The organism is Flavobacterium azooxidireducens (assembly GCF_023195775.1).
Taxonomy (GTDB): domain Bacteria; phylum Bacteroidota; class Bacteroidia; order Flavobacteriales; family Flavobacteriaceae; genus Flavobacterium; species Flavobacterium azooxidireducens.
The window spans coordinates 1,282,323-1,305,592 of sequence record NZ_CP096205.1 but is presented as its reverse complement, the minus strand read 5'-3'; the positions used below and the strand labels follow the sequence as shown (position 1 = coordinate 1,305,592).

Below are 23,270 nucleotides of genomic sequence, written 5' to 3'. Positions count from 1 at the left end.
TAAAAAATATAATTATGATAAAAAACGATCTTTTTCTAAGAGCCTTAAATAATGAAACCGTTGAACGTCCACCTGTTTGGATGATGCGTCAAGCCGGAAGATATTTGCCTGAATTCAGAGCTTTACGTGACAAATATGATTTTTTCACTCGTTGCGAAACCCCTGAATTAGCTGCGGAAATTACCGTTCAACCCATCCGAATTGTAAAACCCGATGCGGCTATTTTGTTTTCAGATATTTTGGTTGTTCCACGAGCGATGGGAATTCACGTGGAATTAAAAGACAATTTAGGGCCAATTATTCCGAACCCAATTCGTTCGATGGATGATGTGAATAAGACTTTTGTTCCGGATGTTCACGAAACATTAGGTTATGTTTTTGATGCCATCAGATTAACCAAAGAAATGTTGAATGATGAGGTACCATTGATTGGTTTTGCCGGCTCACCTTGGACAATTTTTTGTTATGCCGTGGAAGGAAAAGGTTCAAAAAGTTTTGATACTGCAAAGGGATTTTGTTTTTCAAACCCAATAGCTGCTCACACATTATTACAAAAAATAACCGATACGACTATTTTATATTTAAAAGAAAAAGTAAAAGCGGGTTGTAATGCAATTCAGATTTTTGATTCTTGGGGAGGAATGCTTTCTCCGGTGGATTATCAGGAATTTTCGTGGCAATACATCAACCAAATTGTTGAAGCGTTGGCTCCACACACCAAAGTAATTGTTTTTGGAAAAGGATGCTGGTTTGCTTTGAACGATATGGCTAAATCAAAAGCTTCAGCTTTGGGTGTAGATTGGACTTGTTCAGCAAGAAATGCTCGTTATTTATCCGGTGGAAAAATCACGTTACAAGGAAATTTTGATCCGTCACGTTTATTATCACCCATTCCAACTATCAAAAAAATGGTACATCAAATGATCGATGAATTTGGGAAAGACAGTTATATCGTAAATCTTGGTCATGGAATTTTACCAACTATTCCTGTTGATCACGCGAAGGCTTTTGTGGAAGCGGTGAAGGAGTATAATCAGTAGGCAGTTGCTTATTTGAAAATGAGAAGTCAAAAGCATGAAAATAAAGCTATTAATTTTTGGATTGATATTTACACTAATTAGCTGTGAAGGAGAAAATGGAGGGGATGGGATTGTATTTGATAAAAATACAGGAATTGCGTTAGATAGTGTAAAGTATAAATGCATTGAAACAGAAAAAACAAAATATACTGATTCATTGGGTAGCTGGGAAATGTATGGTCCATTTGGCGGATGTATGCCGGATTGTCAAGATTTTCATGTTGAATTCTCTAAAGAAGGATACGAAACACAAACAATTAAAAACCCGGACAATGATATTTATTTAGAGTTGGAGGAATGAATTTATCAAATTTTAAAAAGTAGCTAGAGAATAAACATCCAATTTTCTTATCAACTAAAAATCTTCAACAATCGTTAAACCTTATACAATTTGATGATTGTTTCAAATTAAAATCTAATTTTGATTCAAAATAGAATTAAAATGCTTGAATTTAAAGAATACGACAATGGTTTTTTCCAAAACGAATCAAAGTTGGAAACTAAAAAAATGCCACTAACTACGTGGGATTTGTATGGTGATTTTTTAAATCAACTAAACAAAATTATATCAGATCAAAATCAGTTACAGCTTTTGGCCGCTTTTAATAGTTGGAAAACAGATTTTAATTTGAATAAATCGATAGATATTGATACTGTTGTTGTAGTTACTTGTCCAAATCTGAAAATTGTTTTCTCCACCAAAAATATGGTTCGAATGAACGGCTATCATCCGGAAGAAGTTATAGGAAAGTCTCCAAAAATGTTTCAAGGTGAAGCAACTTGTCTGCAAACATCTAAAGAAATAAGTTTGGCAGTAAAAAATCAACAACCGTTCGACAAAATTATAACGAATTATTGTAAAAATGGTTCAACTTACCAATGCCACATCAAAGGTTTTCCGGTTTTTAATAAATCAGGCGAACTAACAAATTTCATAGCGTTTGAAAAAGCAGCATAAAAAAAGGAGCTAATTTTAGCTCCTTTTATATTTATTTACTTCGGTTTTTACGAAATATCTGAAACCCTCAACGTATTTACCATTCCTTTTTCAGCAATTGGCATGGCAGCTAAGTTGATAACCATATCACCTTTTTCTACAAAACCTTTCTCTTTAGCTAATTTGTTTACATCTTCCACGGTGTCATCTGTACTGGCAAACTTATCATAATAAAAAGAACGAACACCCCAAAGCAAATTCAATTGGGTTAAAATTCTTTTGTTTGATGTAAAAACCAAAATATGGGCACTTGGTCGCCAAGCCGAAATCTGAAAAGCAGTATAACCACTGTTTGTTAAGGTAGAAATGGCTTTTGCTTTAATTTCATTCGCCATAATTGCCGCATGATAACAAATTGATTTGGTAATAAATCGTTTTGTGCGAACGTGAGGAGGATTATGCGGAACTTGAATTAGCGGACTGTCTTCAACTGATCGAATGATTTTTGACATCGTTTCAATCACTTCCACAGGATAGTTTCCTACCGAAGTTTCTCCGGAAAGCATTACGGCATCGGCACCATCCATAACAGAGTTGGCAACGTCGTTTACTTCTGCTCTAGTTGGGGTTAAACTAGTAATCATTGTTTCCATCATTTGAGTAGCAACAATAACAGGAATTCGTGCTGTTTTGGCTCTGTGAATCAGTTTTTTCTGAATCAACGGAACTTCCTCCGCGGGAACTTCTACACCCAAATCACCACGAGCAACCATCAAGCCATCGCAAAAAGCAACAATTTTATCAATGTTTTCCACCGCTTCCGGTTTCTCGATTTTAGCAATAATCGGAATTTTATACGAAGAATGTTTTGCAATCAAATCCTGCAATTCTTCTAAATCTTTTGGCGTTCTCACGAAAGAAAGTGCAATCCAATCTACTTCATTTTCAATAGCAAAAAGAGCATCTTTGATATCTTTTTTGGTCAAAGCCGGCAAAGAAACTTTTGTATTCGGAAGATTTACACCTTTTTTCGATTTTAATGGTCCTCCTTGAATAACTTTACAAACTACTTCAGTTGTTCCATTGGTTTCAAGAGCTTCGAACATTAATTTTCCATCGTCTAAAAGAATTTTTTCACCCGGATTTACATCTCTCGGAAATTCTTTGTAATTCATATAAACACGTTCAGCCGTTCCGGGAACATCTTCTGCAGTTTGAAAAGTAATAATATCACCTTTGCTCACTACAACATCTTCTTTCATCACGCCTACACGTAGTTTTGGGCCTTGCAAATCGGCTAAAATGGCAGTTGTGTATCCAAATTCATCATTTAATCCACGGATGATGTTGATGCGTTCTTTCACATCTTCATAATCAGCATGCGAAAAATTAATACGGAATACATTTACTCCGGCATCAATCATGTTTTTAATAACTTCTTTGGTGCTACAAGCTGGCCCTAATGTGGCAACAATTTTGGTTTTTTTGTTGATTGGCATATTGTTTTTTAAAAAATTAAATTGTTTTTAGATTTTATTCGACTTTTATCTACGGCATAAACCGTTGCAATTTGGTCGATAGTATTTAGTTTTGTTATTATTTTATTGATGTTTATCTGGCTTTCATCGCCTTCAATTTTTAGAAAAAAATCTACATTTTTAAATTCAGGTAAAAAGTAAATAGTATTACTAAATTCCTGTTCTTCTTTAAAAAGAGTGATGATTTTGTTTTTCTGAGGAAGAGAAATTTCCCTTTTATTTTCAATTAAAGTCCAAAAAATTTCTTTTTTGTTGTCTTCAAAATGAAAGTTTGAAAAACCTTTTTTTTGTTTTTCTGTTCCAATCAGAATTTCTTTTTTGTTTCGATGAAGTAAAATAGGTAGATTTTGGTTTATAAAATACGCAACTCGATAGTTTTCCAAGGTGGTATGAATGGCGATTAACTGATAATCTGCTTCTTCGAAGTCGTCAATGAATAATTTATGAATAGCCATATTTTACATTCAAACAAGATGTAAATATAGTGTTTTTAGCCTACAAAAAAGGGTGAATTTCTTAACTTAACGATAATTTATGAACGAAAACGATGTAGTTTTATGATTTCTATAATTTTTTGTCCATTTTTTCTTGGAAAGCGAAAAAGGCACGTTTCGAAGCAATTTCTTCTGCTTTCTTTTTGGAAGTAGCTCTTGCTTTGGCAATTATCTTGTTATCGATGCTTAACTTAACACCAAAATAACGTTGGCCGTCATTTCCGTTATCATCAAAAACATCAAAATGAAAAGGTTTTTTCTCTTTTTGACACCATTCGATTACTAAACTTTTGTAACTAATGACTTTTCCTTCCAATTTAGCAATATCAACATAAGGAACGATAACTCTTTTGTAGATAAATTTTTCGCAATACGGATATCCTTTATCTAAAAAAATGGCTCCTACTAATGCTTCAAAAATATTACCGTGAATATTTTCGCCAAAATGTTGAAACGGAACCTTACTATCTACCAATTGAATCAAATTTAAATCACGACCGAGTTCATTCAAATGCTCACGACTCACAATTTTAGAACGCATTTTGGTTAGATAACCTTCGTCTCCGGAAGGAACTTCGTTAAACAAATGCCCGGCAATAACGGCACTCAACATGGCATCACCTAAAAATTCTAGACGTTCATAATTAATCGGATTCCCTTTTAAATCCAGTTTATTGGAAGATCGATGGGTAAATGCTTTTTGATAAAATTCAATGTTATTTGGTTTGAATCCCAGTATTTTATGAATAGCTTCAAAAAAAATCCCGCCTTCTAGAGGACGGGAATTTTTGGTAAATATTTTTTTAAAAACGTTCATTGAGAATTATTCCTCTAATTTTTTAAATAAAACACAGGCATTATGACCACCAAAACCAAAGGTGTTACTCATTGCCACTTTAATATCTCTTTTCTGAGCTTTATTTAGCGTAAGATTTAACTCCGGATTAATGTTTTCATCCACTACAGAATGATTAATTGTGGGTGGAATTAATCCGTGTTTAATGGCTAAGATGGAAGCAATCGCTTCAATTCCACCGGCAGCACCAAGTAAATGGCCCGTCATTGATTTGGTTGAATTAATGTTGATGTTCTTCGCGTGATCGCCAAAAACAGCACTAATTGCCTTTAATTCAGCAACATCACCTAAAGGAGTTGAAGTTCCGTGCGTGTTGATGTGATCAATTTCTTCCGGTTTCATTCTGGCATCACGCAAACAATTATTCATTACTGCAATAACGCCAAGCCCTTCCGGGTGCGGAGCGGTTAAGTGATAAGCATCCGATGACATTCCGCCACCACCGATTTCACAATATATTTTTGCTCCACGAGCTTTGGCGTGTTCATATTCTTCTAAAACTAATGCACCGGCACCTTCACCCAATACAAATCCGTCACGAGTTGCATCAAAAGGTCTTGAGGCTGTTTCTGGACTCTCATTTCGGGTTGATAAGGCGTGCATCGAATTAAATCCGCCCATTCCTGCAATGGTAACTGCAGCTTCTGAACCACCTGAAATAATGACATCACACAATCCTAATCGGATATAGTTAAAGGCATCAATCATAGCATTTGCCGATGAAGCACAAGCAGAAACCGTAGTATAATTTGGTCCCATAAACCCATTTTTCATCGAAATATGAGCGGGAGCAATATCAGCAATCATTTTTGGGATAAAAAACGGATTAAATTTTGGTGTTCCGTCGCCTTTGGCATAGTATAAAACTTCTTCTTGAAAAGTTTCTAATCCGCCAATTCCGGCTCCCCAAATGACCCCAACTCTATGTTTGTCAACGTTGTCTGCAGTAATTCCGGCGTCTAAGATTGCTTCGTCACTGGCAACAATGGCATATTGAGCAAATTTATCCATTCTTCGAGCTTCTTTGCGATCAATAAAATCTTCTACATTGAAATTCTTTACTTCGCAAGCAAACTTTGTTTTGTGTTTTTCAGTATCATAATAAGTAATTGGTGCAGCACCACTAACGCCGTTAATTAGTGCATTCCAATATTCCTCAATGTTATTTCCTATGGGTGTTAAGGCTCCTAAACCGGTAACCACGACTCTTTTTAACTCCATTTTTAATGCTTATTTGTGAGTACGAATATAAACAAAAAAACCCTGAAATTTATTGAAAATTAAAAATCAGGGGTGTTTTTTTCTGTATGTGTGTGATTGAATGACAATCAATAAATTAGTTTTAGTAAAAATAATAACACCCGTTCCGGATTAGCAGAACGGGATGTTTTTAGTTATTATTTTTTAGCTTCTTCGATGTAAGAAATAGCTTGACCTACAGTAGCAATGTTTTCAGCTTGGTCGTCTGGAATTTGAATATCAAATTCTTTTTCGAACTCCATAATTAGCTCAACAGTGTCTAATGAATCAGCTCCTAAATCGTTTGTGAAGCTTGCTTCTGTTACAACTTCGTTTTCGTCAACACCTAATTTGTCTACGATAATCGCTTTTACTCTTGATGCAATGTCTGACATAATCTTTTAAATTTTAGTTTAATTGTTGGCAAAAATAAAAAACTTTATTTTAAAACAACATTTTAGTTAATAAATCTGACTACGAATTTAAAAAATATATTTGACAATAGAAGCTTAAACCCTATAAATTCTCGTTTCTTTTTTGTTTTTTTGCGTAATAAAAATTACAGGAAACATGAAGAACATCGTGATTTTTGCCTCAGGAACGGGTTCCAATGCGGAAAACATCATTCAATATTTCAAAAATAATACCTCAAAATCGGTAGTCGCTGTGTTTTCAAACAATTCTAATGCCAAAGTTTTAGAAAAAGCAAACAATTTGAATGTTCATACAGTTTCCTTCAATAAAGACGAGCTTTACGGCGATTTCGTACTTTCTAAATTAATCGAATTAAAACCCGATTTAATTGTCTTGGCGGGATTTTTACTTAAATTTCCGGAACATATCATCGCAGCATTTCCCAATAAAATTATCAATATTCATCCTGCGTTGTTACCTAATTATGGCGGAAAAGGAATGTATGGCAAGCATGTGCATCAAGCCGTTTTGGATAATAAAGAAACCGAAACCGGAATCACCATTCATTTTGTTAATGAGCAGTATGATGAAGGAAGGATAATCCTACAAGAGAAAACGTCAATTTCAGATTGCACAACGTCCGAAGAAGTGGCAACCAAAGTTCACGAACTCGAACACCGTTTTTTTCCACAAGTAATCGATCAACTTTTAACCCGTAACCTGTAACCCGCAACTTTCAAACCCGAAAAATTATGTCTCACCAAATCCACATCTACACCGACGGAGCAGCCAAGGGAAACCCCGGACCAGGCGGCTATGGCGTTGTGATGGAATTGGTAGGTTCGCCCTATAAAAAAGAATTCTACGAAGGCTTTCGCTATACCACCAACAACCGCATGGAATTATTGGCCGTGATTGTTGGATTAGAAAAACTAAAAAATCCAAATACGACTGTTTTAGTTACTTCCGACTCTAAATATGTAGTGGATGCTGTAGAAAAAAGATGGGTTTTTCAATGGGAAAAGAAAGGTTTTGCGGGAAAGAAAAATCCCGATTTATGGATGCGTTTTCTTAAAATCTACCGCAAACATAAAGTTGATTTTAAGTGGGTAAAAGGACACAATAGCCATCCACAAAATGAAAGATGTGATGAATTGGCGGTTTATGCTTCCGGTTTACCGAATTTATCGGTGGATGCGTTTTATGAAAAGGAGGAAGGGAAGTTGTTTTGAAGATTTTAATATGATACATCGTAGTAATCTTTTTACCCTCCACCACACCGCTCACAAAACATACCGCAACTAATTGGGGCTTACTCAAATCAACTAAAATAATCATTAATTACCTGTAGTAAAAATTCTATAATAATTTAAGATTTAGTTCTACACAGAATAAAAATTACCTTTTTTAATTTTGTTCTAAAACTACGTTTTTTAATCACTTAGTTGAATAGCGATTGTTTTTTTAATTCACTTTTTTCAATACTTTTTACGTAAAAAAAAATTAACATTTTATGCACAAAAAGTGCAAAGGAAAATAGTAGACGTTTTTTAACTTGCATTTAAATTTTTATAGCTTTAAAAACTTTGTTAAAGTTCTATAAAATACTAGTTTAAGTATCTGTTGTACAGTTGTAATAACAATTTTTTTGTCAAATTTTAATAATTAATTATGAAAAAATTTCTTCTTACATTTTTTTGCTTTTATGGATTAGTTTCTAGTGCTCAAAAAATTCGATTTGAATACGATGCTGCTGGTAATCAAATATTAAGAACTTGGTGTCCTTCATGTGATTCAAGAATGAATAATAATCAAGTAAAAGATATTACAGAAATTGAGGATAGTGATTTACAAAAGTTTTTCCCAGAAGATGTCATTTCTTATTATCCAAACCCTGTTAAAGAAGAGCTTTACTTAAAGTGGGATTTGAAAAACAACACTACTGTTTCAAGTATTGAAGTTTTTTCTTTGAATGGGCAGCTAATTAAAACGATAAAAGAAAACTTATCTCAAAACACCCAACTCATTTCGTTTTTAGATTTTCCTGTAGGCGTTTATTTTATAAGCCTGAATTATAGCAATGGTGAGCAAAAGTCTATTAAAATTGTTAAAAATTAAGTTATGAAAAAGTTTCTTTTATTTTTAGTGTTATTTTTTAATACAATTTATTTGTTTTCTCAAGAGGATATGTTTGGTAACACTCCTGTTCAGGGGGTTATTCCAATAAAAAGAGTTGGCAATCCTATAACAAATACTACTTTAAACAGATCTTTAACAAATGCTGATATTACGCCTAGTACTCCTACTGGGAGTTCGCCAGAAGTGGGGGTAACAGAAGGTCAGCTTTCTGTATCATTAACTGGTGGTGCCACGTATAGTATTCCAATTGCAGTGCCTCCGGGTATAAATGGAATTGTACCTCAAATTGCTTTAAGTTACAATAGTCAAGGTGGAAATGGACTAGCGGGTTATGGTTGGAATGTTTCAGGAATTTCAGTAATTACAAGAACCCCATCAACAAGATTCCACGATAATAATATTGATCCAGTAGATTTTGATGCTTTGGATAGGTTTTCTTTTGATGGTCAACGATTAATCGTGAAAAATGGTACATCAGGGGTATATGGAGCTAATAGCACTGTCTATGAAACAGAAAGCTTTTCTAATGTAAAAATAACATCTTATGGCGTGCATCCGAGTGGTGCAAATTATGGTCCCGCTTATTTTATCGTTCAATATCCAGATGGTTCTCTCGCTCATTATGGAAATTCAGTAAATTCAAGATCACTTACAGATTGGGCTATTACCTATTGGCAAAATCCACAGGGGGTTAGAATTTCATATCTTTATACTTTGTCTAATAATAATTTATCAATAAGTAAAATTAGATACGGCACTAGATTGACTACAACTCCAATTAATGAAATAGATTTTGTTTATAAATCAAGGGTAAGAGCAGAACAGGCTTATATTGGTGGGCAAAATTTTATGAGAAACAATATCTTGAGTGAGATTAGAGTAAAAGGAAATAACGTAGGATTTAGAAATTATTTGTTAACACACGAAGCTACCTCTTTAGGCTATGAGATATTAACAAAAATTACCGAAAAGAGTGGTGATAACACTAAGAGTTTTAACCCTACAGTCTTTAATTATGATTTAACCACAAATTCAGATTTATTCAATATAAGTAATCCGATACCGTTAAGTGTGGGTAATATTAGTTTTGCAAATTCAAGTAATATTAGTGGTGATTTTGATGGTGATGGAAACATGGATATTATTTTGTATCCAACAATAGGTACAGACACAAAAAAGAAATACTGGCTTTTTAGTGATATTCAAGGTACAGGTTTAAATATTGGAAGTGAACATAATGTAGGTTCATTTATAGATATATTTCCAACATCTTGGCTTAATCATTCAGATAAATTAATGCCCATGCAGGGTTGGTGTGTGATACAAAATAATTCAAGTAATTCAATAACTTCTTTCAAAAATTATTCTGCAGGTATTTCAAATCCAATTTATTTTCAATACGAAAAAACGTATGAATTTCCAAAATTCTCTACTATAATTGAATGTCCTAATTTACCGCACTGTGATTTGAGTCCCTTTCCTGAAAACATAGAGCCATATAGTATGAATTTGAATCTTGATCGAGATCCCATAACAGTAGATCCATTAGATCCTAATGATCCTGGGAATACTTCTTGCCCAAATCCAATAAATATCAATATAAGTCCAATTTTAAACAATGAGGCAACTATAACTTGGAGTCAGTTAGGCACTCCTTTAGCATCATCTTGGGAAATTTATTATTTTGAAACAGGTTTAGCAAATAACCCGTCTAATTTTGACCCTATTGGTACTTATACAATAGTGTCGCAAAATTCTCATGTAATTCAGAATTTATATCCTCGAAAAAGTTATAAGTTTTTTATTAGATCGATATGTGGTGGTCAAGTTGGAAATATGCCTGGAACATGGGTCGGTCCTTTAAATATAGGAGGTTTGATAGAACATAACCCGGGGGAAGTCGTATATCAAGTTATTCCTAAAGAATATGTAAGTGGAGACTTTAATGGGGATGGTTTAACAGATGTTGTTGCAATAGAAAAAAGAAGCAGTTATCAGGCGGTTGTTTGTCAGGGCAATTGTTATACAACTACCAATATATCTATTCCGGGAGGAAAAACTTATTTTGTAAATCTTGACAGGAGATTAACTGAGAATTTCGTTAATTTCTCTGGGCAGATTACAACCACCAATAATAGTAAATTTATTGTAGCTGATGTTAATGGTGATGGGAAGTCAGATTTAATGGTGTTTGACTCAGGAAGTGTGAAAGTTTATTCTCTCAATGAAAACAAACAGTTTGTTCAAATTGTAAGTCAAACAGATGGTAGTATTAAATCTGACAAACCGAGGTACATGGGGGATTTTAATGGTGATGGAAAAACAGACTTTGTAATACCTCAAGAGAACAACACAGATAGTTGGAGTTTCTTTTTGGCAACAGGAACAGGCTTTGAGAAAGTAACTACTACAATCGGATTGCAATACAAGATAGCAAACGGGGGATATTACGGGGTAAATGGGTTCAGTATTTACACTTACAGTTTGAATGAGCATTCTTATGTAGTGAATGATTTTAATGGCGATGGTAAATCGGATATCTTATACCAACAAAATTTAACTGTCGAATATGTGATGACTCGTAATGGAGCTGATTACACAGACTATGGTAATCCTCAATTAACCTATTTGGTTTTATTGGAAAATCAACTTTCAACTAATAATTCTATTAATTTTAATATTGTTAGTACAAATCCTTCATTTGGAGGTATCAGGAGAAATGCTATGCCAATTTTTCTAGACCACAATAATGTAAATCAAAACTTAGAGTATGGATTAATCTCAGGGAATTTTATTAGAACTTTTAAGTCAACAAAAGATAATAAAAGAGATACTAGATTAAAAGAGATTATCCTCGGCACTGGTGTAAAAGAGGTAATCACTTATACTCCTTTAAATTCAGCTTGTGATTTGCCTTTTAATTGTGATTATGCTTTTGAACCCTCTACTTACACAGAGAACTATCCAAACTTTGATATTAAGCAAGCTAATGGTTTTCAAATTGTTTCTAAAATTGAACAGATTACTCCGTCTTCACAATATAAAAAACAAAATTTCAGATATTACGGAGCCGTTACCAATGTAGAAGGACTCGGGTTTCTTGGATTTAGAGGTTTGTTAAGAACAAATTGGCATAATGATGATAATCCTGTAATCTCAACAGTAACCAAACATATAATTAATAAAAGAGGAGCCATTAATGAAACTTATACTGTTTTAGGAGAATTCTACGGGAACTTTACAAGTTATACACCGACCACTTTTATAAATAAAGTGAATATGACGTATGAAGATGAGTTATTACCCAACAAGGTTTATAAAATCAAAAACACCTTTACTGTTTCATTAAACGGCTTAGAGGGAACTTCTGGAGAAAAATCAACTTCGTATGACATTTATAATAACCCCGTCACAACAACTTCTGTTTCTAAAAACGGAACAACTGTTGAGAGAACAGAAGACATCAATATTGAATATTTTCCACCATCTACTGGTTCTACCTACTTTGTAGGTAGGTTAAAAAAGAAAAATTCAACTGTAACACACAACGGAGATACGACTACAGGTGAAGAAATTTATACTTACAATGCATCACATTTGGTTTCAAAAATTCAAAAGAAAGGACATTTAACCAACTATCTGACCGAAGACAACCTTTATGATGTATTTGGCAATATAACTAGAAAAACAATAACCGCTTCGGGCTTAGCACCAAGAGTTACTAATTATACTTACGATACCTCTGGTAGATTTCTAATCTCTGGCAGTGATATTGAAGGTTTAATTACTACTTACGCCTATAATACAAGCAATGGCTTGCTTTTGTCACAAACGTTACCCTCAAATTCAGGTTTTCCGTTAATAACATCTTTTTTATATGATGTTTGGGGTAAAAAAACTAGAGAAACAGATTATTTAGGAAAAAAGTTGAATTTTTCTTATAATTGGTTAAATCCTTCAACTTCCGGACACTTTTCAATTCAAACAACAGGAGATGACAATTCGTACAGCTCTGTTTGGTTAGATGATTTAGGGCGAAAAGTGGCTCAAGGATACAAAACAATTAATGATGTAATCGGTTCAGAATCAAATATCAGTTGGAAAACAGATGAATTTGATATTTATGACAGAGTAACAAAATCTTATGAATCCAAACTATCAACTACACCCAATTGGTCCGGTTTGTTTGGATCAACGTCGTATGATGTTTACGGTCGACCAATCCAAGTTGTTGAGCCGACCGGAAAAACTACAACTATTGCCTACAGCGAATTAACTACCACCACAAGTGATGGGGTGGCGAACAGTACATCAATTAAGAATTCTTTAGGAAATGTTGTTTCTATGACCGATAATGGCGGAACAATTACCTATCAATATTATGCGAATGGTGGTTTAAAGCAATCTAATTTTGAGGGAGTAATTGTAGCAGTTGAACAAGATGGTTGGGGTAGAAAAACTAAGTTAACAGATCCAAGTGCAGGAATTTATGAGTATGAATACAATGAATTTGGAGAAATAACAAAAGAGACAACGCCAAAAGGAATAACTACTTATACATTGGATAATTTTGGAAAAGTTTCCGAAAAAACAATTGTTGGAACCGGAGGTGATACTACCAACAATAAAACTACCTATACTTATAATTCGGCTAGCAAATTACTAACAAATAGTAGATATGATGATTTTACAGGAGGTTTTTATACAACCTATTCATACGGTTATGACAATTATAAAAGACTAAATTTTTATGATGAAAGCGGCTTTAATGCCTATTATCAGAGAGCAACTCAATTTGATGCGTTTGGCAGACCTGAAAAAGAACTTTATACCGGTATCAATACTTCAGATGGCAAACGTTCGGATAAATGGATAAAAAACACCTATAAAAATGGTCATCATTGGCAAATCGTTGACGATGCTACCAATCAAGTTTTATGGCAAACGACAAAAGTAAATGCTCGTGGTCAACTAATTAATGGAAATTATGGAAATGGAATAAATATAACTAATACCTATGATCAACACGGGTATCCTTCACAATTTAAGCACGATAAATTGACTATTCCTACTGCAAATGTAATGACATTAAACTCTGTTTTTGAACCGGAAAGAGGTAATCTAACCAGTCGTTACAACAGCATGTTTGATCATCAAGAAAATTTTACTTATGATGGCCTTGATAGATTAACCAGTTGGAGTAATAACAATGAAATACAAAATTTTACATTTACCAATACTATAGATGGTTTCATACCCACAAATACTAATGTTTCTATTGTTAACGAAACGAATTCTTCTTATTCAAGACTAAAGGTTACTACCAATGTTAATTTTGAAGGAACTCAAAAAACAGTAAAAAGTCATGCGTTTATTGGAGAAGTGTTAGCTATCAATGGGCAAATATTTTTAAAAAATTTAGTAGGAGTTAATAATTATGCAAAATTTTCGGTTGTAGAACGAAACCCAAATACAGGGCAAACTATAGAGATCCAGTATGGAATTAATGCAGGAATAAATTTTTCTTTTCAACATACGGTTTCTCAGTATTCTGAAATTGCTATAAAAATTATTGCAGGTAATGACATTAATTTTCAAGCACCAATCTCATTTTCTTTAGACAATATAAAAGTTGTTGAAATCAAAACCGAATCCCAAACATACGATACGTTAGGAAGAATTGATGAAAATAATATTGGAAGTTATAATTATACCAACACGTCTAAACCTTTTCAAAATACGTCGGTTGAAACAAATACGTCTTATTCCGATTATTATTTAAGTAGAGCAAATCTAGCGATTACCTATAACACGTTCAAAAGTCCGGTTGATATCATTGAGGAAGGAAAAGACAAGTTGAGTTTTATTTATAACATGAACAACAGTCGTTCAACCATGTATTACGGTAGTTTAGAGGCTGATAAATTAGCTAGAAGATACAGAAAACATTATGCGGCTGATGGCAGCATGGAAATTAAACAAGATATCGTTAACGGAACTGTTGAGTTTATAACCTATATTGGAGGTGATGCATATTCTGCCCCAATCATGTTAAAAAGTGACGGCACAATGCAAAATTATTTATATTTACATAGGGATTATTTGGGCAGTATTGTAGCGGTTACCAATCAATCCGGTGCCGTAGTTGAAAAGCGATTGTTTGATGCTTGGGGTAACATTAAAAAAGTAGAGGACGGCTCAGGAAACGTTCTTACAGGTTTACTTGTTTTAGATAGAGGTTACACCGGTCATGAACATTTGCAAGGGGTGAATTTAATACACATGAACGGTAGGTTGTATGACCCTGTAGTGCATCGTTTTTTACAACCGGATAATTTTGTGCAAGATCCATACAACACTCAGAATTATAACAGGTATTCTTATGTTTATAATAATCCATTAAAATATACAGATAAAAATGGTGAGTGGATTTGGGCGGCCGTATGGGTTGGTGCTATTATAGGAGCTGCTGCTGGCGGTGCAAGTTATATAGCTCATGCCATTCAAACGGGTAATTGGTCTTGGGGTGGTTTCGGAATGTCTGTGTTATCGGGTGCTATTATTGGAGGAATTAGTGGAGGCTATGCCTCAGCAACAACTGCTGTTACAGCAAGTGCTGTAGGAAATACTGCTGCTTCATCCTTTGCTGCTGCTTTTTTTCCTGCCATTAGCGTGCCTATCGGCGATTGGTCAATTAGTGTCTCTCCTTCTATCGCTTTTGGAAATGCTTCAGGTGCAGGTATAAGTCTAGGTGTGGGTTACAGCGATGGAGACTGGTCTTTTTCTGGAGGTGTTGGTGTAATGTCATATTCTAACTATAATGGTTTTGGTGCTAACGCTAATGAAGTCAGATATTCTGCTCTAGTAAATTATGATGATGGTAAAACAGGTTTTAGTTTAGGAACAAATTTTTGGAGGGGTTCAGCAGGCAGTGATGGTAACAATTTAAATCAACGAACAGGTATGGTAGGTTTTCATAATGGAGATTTTAGAGTAATGTATGAAAATGATGGTTCTATAGGGCCATTAGGTGATGGTGGAGATAGTTATAGAAGTGCAGCTCTAAATTTGTCTGTTGGTGATTTTACTGCAGGTTTTAATTTAATGACTGGCAAGAGAAATTACAAAGGAGAAGAAAGTTTAGAAGGAGGTCATAGAGGAAAACCTGAAATAGATAAGTTTAATAGAAGAATGCCAAATGGATACGCTTTAGAGGAAGGAAATAAATATAGACTGGGTGCATTAACTGTTGGCTATAAAGGTTATAGAGTTGGAGTTAATAGTGAGCATGTTAGACATGCGATACAAGATCAAGCTATCCATAATTTAAAATTAGGCCCGTTAGATAAACGACAAAGAGGGTTTGAAAATCAATCTTGGGATTGGAAAGGTTATTTTCAATATAAAACGCCAAATCAATTTACATCATGGTAAAGTGCACATATGTTTTTTTTGCTATGTTTTTCATATCCTGCGTATCAACAAAACATAACGAGGACAAGTTATTAAAAATGCAGGATGTGATTAAACAAAAAAATAAATTAAGATTAGATGGGTTTTATTATGTTAATAATTCATCTGATGTTAAATCGATAGATGTTTTATTATTATATAATGAAGGTTTTGTTATCAATGAAGGTAATTATAATGGTTTGTCTAGTAATTATTGTTTAGTAAATATTAAAAAGGAAAACTCTATAGAAAATGCAATTGATAGCTATAAGTCACGTTTAAAACTTTTAAATCAATCAAAAAAAATTCCTCGTTCATGTAAGATTTTAGAAAATGACTTAGATGGGAAAGGCGTTTTTGTTACAAATAATGATAGTATAATAATCCAATATTATAAATCAGATTTAAAAATACGAAACCAAGATTCTTTTAATGACTATTTTTTGCATGAATATAGAGGAGTAGTTTTGAATGATACATTATTTAAAATATTAAAAATTGTAAACTACAGAGATAATATCACTAAAAATGTTGAATTAGAGTTTAAATTTTTAAAGCACTCTGATAAGCCAAAAGTAGATAGTAAAGATATTTTTAAGAATATTTATTAATTTGAAAAAAAATATATTAGTATGTAATTAAATGGTTGTTTTCAATATAGTAAACCAAACATCTTTACAACATGGTAACTAAATATTTTCAAATAATAGTAGTTGTTTTTTTATGCAATTCTTGTGTTTACCCAAGTTATAAATTTGAAGAGAATAAGGATGGCGAACCAATTTTAACTACAGATTTATATACTTTAAATGATGAACTTACAATTGAAAATTTCAAAGTAATTGATACAAGTTCTTATTATATTGAAACTTTTCAAGGGCTAGATTCTAATGAAGAGCAAAGAGCAAATCCAAGAATTTATAAATTTCATAAAGATGGATATTATAAGGAAGACTCATATTTATATTTTGGAAAGTTTGATAAAGAAAGAAATAAAAAATCTGTATATTATGGTGGTAAATATAAATTAAAAGGGGATACTATTTATTTGGAATCATTTTATCCTATTAGTGGAGGTAAAACAAATATATATTCAAAAGTAATAAGTAAAGGTGTTATTAAAAACGATACCATCTACATTGATTTTTTTGGAACGCCTCATAAATATGTGAAGAAAAAATATAAACAAATTTTTGATTAAACGAAATTTTATAAAAAAACTCAGTTGCCAGCCATTATATGCACTACATATAAACTTCAAACTAATAAAATTTACAAATGAAAAAAGCAGTAACTATTCTTATTCTTTTTATTTCTTTTTTGCCTCATGCACAAGCTCAAGAAGCAAAAAAAGTTCAAGTTGGGTTTAATTATTCCTTTACAGACGATGATGATTTGTATAACAAACCGTTTTCGGGCTATGTGAATTACCAAATAAAAGCATGGGAAGATATTGGTCTACATGCAGGTTTTAGAGCGTTTTATTATTATCCCAAAATTAAAGATAATTTTACCGATAAATGGGGTTTTAATCCCAACATAAGTGCGTCTTATTCTTTCTTTGAAAAAAAAATGCAGGCAAGTTTGGCGGTAGGCTATTATTTTGATTCTTTTACATTTAAACCAACCACTGACGGCTTTATTACAAGTCCAAATCGGGATATAAAAACAAATGGTTTTACGATTTCTCCCGGCATAAAATATTTTGTGACTAAAACTTTTTTTATTGAGTCAAATTTGACAATCTTGAATGTAAAAAACAAATCCCAATTTGTCTATCCTGAATCTAGTGATTTTGTGTTTTTTAATATTGGAGTTGGAGTTGCATTTTAATATTAGGTTTTGCGAGTAGTTTTATATATATCATTTTTTTTATTAAATCTTATCTCTTCCTTTGCTCAGGGAGAAGCTAATAGTTGGTATTTTGGCGAAAATGCTGGTTTAGATTTTAATAGCGGCAGTCCTGTTGCTTTAACCAATGGTCAATTGGTTACAGACGAAGGTTGTGCCACCATTTCTGATTCAAGTGGTCAACTTTTGTTTTATACTGATGGTGTTACAGTATATAACAAAAACCATCAAATTATGGTAAATGGTACAGGTTTAATGGGACAAGCATCAAGTACACAATCTGCAACTATTGTTCCAAAACCGGGGTCAACAAACTTGTATTACATATTTACTACAGCTCAAGAAAGTAGCCCAAATGGATTTAGATTCTCTATCGTAGATATGAATCTTGACAATGGTAATGGAGCGGTAACTAATGATAAAAACAATTTGATTTTTACTCCAACTGGAGAACATTTAGGGATTACAAAACACGCAAACGGACAAGATTATTGGATTGTTATACATGGGCTTCATAATAATAGTTTTTTCGCTTATCAATTAACTTCATTAGGTCTAGAGTCTAGTCCGGTTGTAACTAATATAGGAGCGATAATTACTGGTAGTCCAATTGATTTTTTTGAAGCAGGGTCAATTAAAATAGCTCCAAGTGGCTCAAAATTAGCTTTTACAAGCGTTTCAGATATCGTACAGCTTTTTGATTTCAATAATTCAACAGGTGTTTTAACAAATGAAATCACATTATTAACCGAACCAGGTGAATTAATTGGTGCTGCTTTTTCTCCTAACGAATCCTTATTGTATGTTTCAAATTCTCATGGAAAAATTCATCAATTTAATCTGAATGTATCAGATATTCCCAATTCCATAGTTACAATACACCAAGGCAATATTCCCGGGCAATTACAAGTTGGACCGGATAATAAAATATATATTGCATTTAATAATAGAAATTATTTAGGAGTTATTAATAACCCCAATGAAATTGGGTTGGATTGTGACTTTCAACTTAACGGTTTTTTTTTAGAAGGGAAAAGAAGTAAATTAGGTTTACCGTCTTTTAATCAATCTTTCTTTTTCACACCCATGATTACATTATCTTCCAATTGCGAAGGCGAAAGTTCAACGTTTTCTTTTTCCACAAACCAAACGGTTCTATCTGCTTCGTGGGATTTTGGAGACGGGAACACTTCAAGCGAATTACAACCCACTCATATTTATACCAATGCAGGAACATATAACGTAATTGTAACGGTTGTCACTCCGTTAGGAACAGGAACCAATTCACGCCAAATTACCATTTATCAACCACCAGTATTGTTAAATAACGTTGTTTCCTTAAAACAATGCGATGATAACAACGATGGATTCAGTGCTTTTAATTTAGCAGAAGCTAATGAACTACTTGTTTCATCAACTTTAGGTTTGTCTTTTTCCTATTTTGAAACATTTGCAGAAGCACAAAACAATACAAATCAGATTAACAATTACATTGCCTATAGTAATCAAAATGTGAGCACAGATCAACTATATGTACGTGTAGAAAATACAAACAGTTGTTTTAGAGTTGCAACATTAAACTTAATTGTTTCAACCACGCTCATTCCTGCTTCTTTTCAAAAAACATTTACAGTTTGCGACGATAGTAGTTCGGGATCTGATTCAGATGGTATTGCAACATTTAACTTTAGTAGTGTAATATCAGAGGTTCAATCTTTGTTTCCGGCTGGTCAGTTATTAGATATAAGTTTTTATCAAAACATAAGTGATGCTTTAGCAGAGCAAAATCCAATCAGTAATACATCTAATTTTATCAATACAAATTCTCCAACAACACAAAATATTTACGTGAGGGTAGATAGTCAATTGGATAATGAATGTTTAGGTTTAGGTCATCACATCACACTAAATGTGGAAGCTTTACCAATTCTGCAACCCCTAATTTATACAGAATGCGATGACGATAATGATGGCATTTTTGGGTTTAATACTACGACATTAGAATCAAGTCTATTGACTGATTTATCGAATGTTATATTTAGTTATTGGGATGAAAATAATGCACCATTACCTAGTCCATTACCCAATCCTTTTTTTACACATTCTCAAACTATAAAGGTAAGAGCAACAAATACTACTACAAATGCTTGTTATCATGAATCAACAATTTCATTTATAGTAGATGATTTGCCTGAGATTAATACTATTCCAATAGCCTTTACAACGTTATGTGACGATGAGGTTAATCCTATGGAACAAGATGGCTTAGTTGCTTTTGATACTTCAACTTTTCAAAATACGTTATTGGGTAATCAAACAGGAGTGATAGTCAATTATTTTGATCAAACAGGAAATCCTTTACCTAGCCCTTTACCAAATCCATTTGTGAGCGGAACCCAAAATATTTTGGTAGAAGTAATAAATCCTAATAATAGTAATTGCAAAGCTACGGCTATTATTCCTTTGATGGTTAATCAAGTTCCCGTTTTAGAATTGAAAGGTGAGGCCTTAATTTGTAGTGATGATTCCTCTTTCACAGAGATTTTGACAGCTGGTTTAATGGATGAAAATTTAATTTCAAATTATACCTATCAATGGTACAAAGATGGGCAATTGATTGAGAATGCTACTGATTACACGCTTAATGTAAACAGTGAAGGAAGTTATTCTGTAACAGTAACCAATTCAAGCGAATGTGTAAGAACGAGAACTTTTACCGTGACAGCCTCAAATAGGGCTAGTATTGAAGAAATTAAAATTTTTGATTTATCAGAGAATAACTCCGTTACAATTTTAGTTTCAGGTTATGGTGATTATGTATTTAGTTTGGACAATACTCTTTTTCAATCATCAAATACATTTGAGGGTTTAGAAGCAGGGATTTACACAGTTTTTGTGAAAGATTTAAATGGTTGTGGGACAATAACAAAGGAGATAAATGTTTTAGGTATTCCGAAATATTTTACACCAAATGGAGATGGATATAATGACGTTTGGAATATTAAAGGAGCAAGTAATTTACAAAATTCTGATACGGTTATTTTAATTTTTGATCGATATGGAAGTCTACTCAAACAAATCAGTCCGATGGGATCAGGGTGGGATGGTACGGCGAATGGTAGGCAAATGCCCTCATCAGATTATTGGTATTCTATAAAACTGCAAGATGGTAGAACTATAAAAGGGAATTTCTCTTTAAAAAGATAGAGCTTTAAACTCTTTTTCATCTAAATTACAACTTCTTTTTTTGACACTAATAGCTTTGAGGTTTTTTCATTAATGCTTAAAATCATCAACCCTCTACCATCCATAAAACAAAACCGCACCAATTGCATATAAACCGAAATCTATTACATCTGCTGTATAACGAGGGTTTCTTTCAGGTAAATAAATTTCAAAAAACCAACCGAATAGCATTGCCATCACGAGACATTGAAAAAAAGTTAATTGCAGTTTAGGATTTGATTTTATTTTTCTTGCCAACCATAAAGCCATGCTTAAAACGATAGGCAAAGCAACCAAATCGTTGTAATAATTGTTGATGATTTTAGGCAGATTGTAATTATTTTGTTGAAGTAAATAGACACTAATAGCACTCACAAACAAAAGAAGAAACAACCAAAATGAATATGATTTTTTCATTTTCATCAGGCTGATATTGTTGCGGCCAACCATGCCAAAAAACTTCCAACGGCTAAAAGGATTACCCAAACCGAATGTACTATGTTTCCAAAAGCCCGAACTAACCAAAAACGATGATTACGCAACTTGTTTAAAAATGAATTTTCAGCTTCAACTTGTTCTTTTTTTAATTGCTCTAAATGCTTTTTCTTTCGCTTATCAATATTTTCTTCTCGGATTAAAGCGGGATTAATCAACTCGCCACAATTTGAACAATAATCCAAATTGCGATTAAATGATCCACAAGCTTTACATTTTATGATAGATAAATTAGTCAAAATTGGTTTTTTACAAAAATACGAAAAATAAAAAGGAGGATTGGAAGAGGAAATCTATAGAATTTATTGACTTGAATAGACTATCTTTTTTTATTCACAATTCAACAAACTTTCACAAACTTTTAAACTCCTACCCATTTAAACTTTTAAACAAAAACCGTATCTTTGCACCTTATTTCAAACCATAACTCATGAATAAACTACTTATTGTAGGAACGGTTGCTTTTGATGCGATTGAAACCCCTTTCGGAAAAACAGATAAAATTTTAGGTGGAGCCGCTACATTTATTGGCTTGTCGACCTCTTTTTTTAATGTAAAATCGGCGATTGTTTCTGTTGTTGGAGAAGATTTTCCGCAAGAATATTTAGATTTATTAACCGATAGAGATATTGATATTTCCGGAATAGAAATTGTAAAAGGTGGCAAAACGTTCTTTTGGAGCGGTCGTTACCACAACGATTTGAATTCAAGAGATACGTTGGTTACAGAACTAAATGTATTGGCCGATTTTCAACCAAAAGTTCCAATCGAGTATAAAAATGCACAAGTTGTGATGTTAGGGAATTTACATCCAATGGTTCAAATCAGCGTTTTAAATCAAATGACTGAAAAACCAAAATTAGTAGTTTTGGATACGATGAATTTTTGGATGGATTGTGCGTTAACCGAATTGCACGAAGTAATGAAACGCGTAGATGTAATTACTATCAACGATGAAGAAGCTCGTCAATTATCCGGTGAATATTCGTTGGTGAAAGCAGCTGCAAAAATCCAAACGATGGGGCCAAAATATGTAGTAATTAAAAAAGGAGAACACGGAGCCTTATTGTTCCACGGAAAAGAAATTTTCTTTGCACCGGCTTTACCATTAGAAGAAGTTTTTGATCCAACCGGAGCCGGCGATACATTTGCAGGTGGATTTTCAGGATTCATTGCTCAAAGCGAAAACATTTCGTTTGGAAACATGAAAAACGCAATCATTTACGGTTCAAACTTAGCATCGTTCTGCGTAGAGAAATTTGGAACCGAGCGAATGCTTACCCTTGAGAAAGAGGAAGTGTACGACCGCTTGAAACAGTTCAGAGCTTTAACTCAATTTGATATCGAATTAGAATAAAATAGTGTGCCCCGAAATTTCGGGGCATTTTTTATACAAATAGTTTTTTAATAATTGAACCACATAGAAACATAGTAAAGAAATAGCAGCGAATTTGATAGATCATTTTTTGGTTCACAAAGCTATGATTTGCTTTAAATAAGTGAAACGTCTTTATTAATTTTGTAAAACCTATGTATCTATGTGGTAAATTA

General features: G+C 33.2%; 19 protein-coding genes. 12 read left to right on the top strand and 7 right to left on the bottom strand.

What is annotated here, in order from left to right; translation table 11 throughout:
* Positions 1–14: 14 nt before the first annotated feature.
* From hemE to M0M57_RS05720, 3 genes are all read left to right on the top strand, one after another.
* Positions 15–1,040, top strand: a complete 1,026-nt coding sequence (gene hemE, locus M0M57_RS05730) for a uroporphyrinogen decarboxylase (protein WP_248436197.1) — start codon at positions 15–17, stop codon at positions 1,038–1,040.
* A gap of 34 nt (positions 1,041–1,074) precedes the next feature.
* Positions 1,075–1,380 (top strand): hypothetical protein, encoded by a 306-nt coding sequence (locus tag M0M57_RS05725; RefSeq protein ID WP_248436195.1) that lies wholly within the window; start codon positions 1,075–1,077, stop codon positions 1,378–1,380.
* Positions 1,381–1,521: 141 nt separating this feature from the next.
* Entirely contained in the window at positions 1,522–2,037 is a 516-nt protein-coding gene (locus M0M57_RS05720) for a PAS domain-containing protein (RefSeq protein WP_248436193.1), read from the top strand.
* Between the two features lie 47 nt (positions 2,038–2,084).
* Here M0M57_RS05720 and pyk read toward each other — a convergent pair whose 3' ends face one another.
* The 5 genes from pyk to M0M57_RS05695 form a co-directional block, all read right to left on the bottom strand.
* Complete coding sequence (gene pyk, locus M0M57_RS05715) at positions 2,085–3,515, bottom strand: pyruvate kinase (RefSeq protein ID WP_248436191.1); 1,431 nt, start codon at positions 3,513–3,515, stop codon at positions 2,085–2,087.
* An 8-nt stretch (positions 3,516–3,523) separates the two neighbouring features.
* On the bottom strand, positions 3,524–4,009 hold the full coding sequence (locus M0M57_RS05710; RefSeq protein WP_248436190.1) for an IPExxxVDY family protein: 486 nt from the start codon (positions 4,007–4,009) through the stop codon (positions 3,524–3,526).
* Positions 4,010–4,118: 109 nt separating this feature from the next.
* Positions 4,119–4,865 carry a ribonuclease III gene (rnc, locus tag M0M57_RS05705; protein WP_248436188.1) on the bottom strand — a complete coding sequence of 249 codons (747 nt, stop codon included), beginning with the start codon at positions 4,863–4,865 and terminating at the stop codon, positions 4,119–4,121.
* A gap of 6 nt (positions 4,866–4,871) precedes the next feature.
* Positions 4,872–6,125 carry a beta-ketoacyl-ACP synthase II gene (gene fabF, locus M0M57_RS05700; RefSeq protein WP_248436187.1) on the bottom strand — a complete coding sequence of 418 codons (1,254 nt, stop codon included), beginning with the start codon at positions 6,123–6,125 and terminating at the stop codon, positions 4,872–4,874.
* A 176-nt stretch (positions 6,126–6,301) separates the two neighbouring features.
* The gene (locus M0M57_RS05695) at positions 6,302–6,538 is read right to left on the bottom strand and encodes an acyl carrier protein (RefSeq protein WP_007137004.1); all 237 of its coding nucleotides are present in this window, start codon (positions 6,536–6,538) and stop codon (positions 6,302–6,304) included.
* A 175-nt stretch (positions 6,539–6,713) separates the two neighbouring features.
* Between M0M57_RS05695 and purN the strand changes: the two genes are divergently transcribed.
* From purN to M0M57_RS05655, 8 genes are all read left to right on the top strand, one after another.
* Positions 6,714–7,283, top strand: a complete 570-nt coding sequence (purN, locus tag M0M57_RS05690) for a phosphoribosylglycinamide formyltransferase (RefSeq protein WP_248436185.1) — start codon at positions 6,714–6,716, stop codon at positions 7,281–7,283.
* A gap of 26 nt (positions 7,284–7,309) precedes the next feature.
* Entirely contained in the window at positions 7,310–7,789 is a 480-nt protein-coding gene (rnhA, locus tag M0M57_RS05685) for a ribonuclease HI (RefSeq protein WP_248436183.1), read from the top strand.
* A gap of 439 nt (positions 7,790–8,228) precedes the next feature.
* Positions 8,229–8,675 carry a T9SS type A sorting domain-containing protein gene (locus tag M0M57_RS05680; protein WP_248436181.1) on the top strand — a complete coding sequence of 149 codons (447 nt, stop codon included), beginning with the start codon at positions 8,229–8,231 and terminating at the stop codon, positions 8,673–8,675.
* 3 nt (positions 8,676–8,678) lie between these two features.
* Positions 8,679–16,130, top strand: a complete 7,452-nt coding sequence (locus tag M0M57_RS05675; RefSeq protein ID WP_248436180.1) for a polymorphic toxin type 23 domain-containing protein — start codon at positions 8,679–8,681, stop codon at positions 16,128–16,130.
* A gap of 86 nt (positions 16,131–16,216) precedes the next feature.
* Positions 16,217–16,759, top strand: a complete 543-nt coding sequence (locus tag M0M57_RS05670; RefSeq protein ID WP_248436178.1) for a hypothetical protein — start codon at positions 16,217–16,219, stop codon at positions 16,757–16,759.
* Between the two features lie 71 nt (positions 16,760–16,830).
* Positions 16,831–17,349, top strand: a complete 519-nt coding sequence (locus M0M57_RS05665; protein WP_248436176.1) for a hypothetical protein — start codon at positions 16,831–16,833, stop codon at positions 17,347–17,349.
* 77 nt (positions 17,350–17,426) lie between these two features.
* The gene (locus M0M57_RS05660) at positions 17,427–17,981 is read left to right on the top strand and encodes an outer membrane beta-barrel protein (RefSeq protein WP_248436174.1); all 555 of its coding nucleotides are present in this window, start codon (positions 17,427–17,429) and stop codon (positions 17,979–17,981) included.
* Between the two features lie 9 nt (positions 17,982–17,990).
* Complete coding sequence (locus M0M57_RS05655; RefSeq protein WP_248436172.1) at positions 17,991–21,206, top strand: T9SS type B sorting domain-containing protein; 3,216 nt, start codon at positions 17,991–17,993, stop codon at positions 21,204–21,206.
* Between the two features lie 93 nt (positions 21,207–21,299).
* Here M0M57_RS05655 and M0M57_RS05650 read toward each other — a convergent pair whose 3' ends face one another.
* Positions 21,300–21,641 (bottom strand): hypothetical protein, encoded by a 342-nt coding sequence (locus tag M0M57_RS05650; protein WP_248436170.1) that lies wholly within the window; start codon positions 21,639–21,641, stop codon positions 21,300–21,302.
* Between the two features lie 5 nt (positions 21,642–21,646).
* Positions 21,647–21,958, bottom strand: coding sequence for a hypothetical protein (locus tag M0M57_RS05645; RefSeq protein WP_248436168.1), 312 nt, complete (start codon positions 21,956–21,958; stop codon positions 21,647–21,649).
* Between the two features lie 191 nt (positions 21,959–22,149).
* On the opposite strand from M0M57_RS05645, the gene M0M57_RS05640 reads away from it, so the two are divergent.
* Positions 22,150–23,076, top strand: coding sequence for a PfkB family carbohydrate kinase (locus tag M0M57_RS05640; RefSeq protein WP_248436166.1), 927 nt, complete (start codon positions 22,150–22,152; stop codon positions 23,074–23,076).
* Positions 23,077–23,270: the final 194 nt, after the last annotated feature.

What these genes read in the sequence shown, in the direction of transcription:
- rnc (WP_248436188.1), bottom strand. Translation starts at nt 4,865, where the DNA reads ATGAACGTTTTTAAAAAAATATTTACCAAAAATTCCCGTCCTCTAGAA.
- M0M57_RS05680 (WP_248436181.1), top strand. Translation starts at nt 8,229, where the DNA reads ATGAAAAAATTTCTTCTTACATTTTTTTGCTTTTATGGATTAGTTTCT.
- M0M57_RS05665 (WP_248436176.1), top strand. Translation starts at nt 16,831, where the DNA reads ATGGTAACTAAATATTTTCAAATAATAGTAGTTGTTTTTTTATGCAAT.
- M0M57_RS05660 (WP_248436174.1), top strand. Translation starts at nt 17,427, where the DNA reads ATGAAAAAAGCAGTAACTATTCTTATTCTTTTTATTTCTTTTTTGCCT.
- M0M57_RS05695 (WP_007137004.1), bottom strand. Translation starts at nt 6,538, where the DNA reads ATGTCAGACATTGCATCAAGAGTAAAAGCGATTATCGTAGACAAATTA.
- fabF (WP_248436187.1), bottom strand. Translation starts at nt 6,125, where the DNA reads ATGGAGTTAAAAAGAGTCGTGGTTACCGGTTTAGGAGCCTTAACACCC.
- M0M57_RS05710 (WP_248436190.1), bottom strand. Translation starts at nt 4,009, where the DNA reads ATGGCTATTCATAAATTATTCATTGACGACTTCGAAGAAGCAGATTAT.
- rnhA (WP_248436183.1), top strand. Translation starts at nt 7,310, where the DNA reads ATGTCTCACCAAATCCACATCTACACCGACGGAGCAGCCAAGGGAAAC.
- M0M57_RS05650 (WP_248436170.1), bottom strand. Translation starts at nt 21,641, where the DNA reads ATGAAAAAATCATATTCATTTTGGTTGTTTCTTCTTTTGTTTGTGAGT.
- hemE (WP_248436197.1), top strand. Translation starts at nt 15, where the DNA reads ATGATAAAAAACGATCTTTTTCTAAGAGCCTTAAATAATGAAACCGTT.
- M0M57_RS05675 (WP_248436180.1), top strand. Translation starts at nt 8,679, where the DNA reads ATGAAAAAGTTTCTTTTATTTTTAGTGTTATTTTTTAATACAATTTAT.
- M0M57_RS05720 (WP_248436193.1), top strand. Translation starts at nt 1,522, where the DNA reads ATGCTTGAATTTAAAGAATACGACAATGGTTTTTTCCAAAACGAATCA.
- pyk (WP_248436191.1), bottom strand. Translation starts at nt 3,515, where the DNA reads ATGCCAATCAACAAAAAAACCAAAATTGTTGCCACATTAGGGCCAGCT.
- purN (WP_248436185.1), top strand. Translation starts at nt 6,714, where the DNA reads ATGAAGAACATCGTGATTTTTGCCTCAGGAACGGGTTCCAATGCGGAA.
- M0M57_RS05725 (WP_248436195.1), top strand. Translation starts at nt 1,075, where the DNA reads ATGAAAATAAAGCTATTAATTTTTGGATTGATATTTACACTAATTAGC.
- M0M57_RS05640 (WP_248436166.1), top strand. Translation starts at nt 22,150, where the DNA reads ATGAATAAACTACTTATTGTAGGAACGGTTGCTTTTGATGCGATTGAA.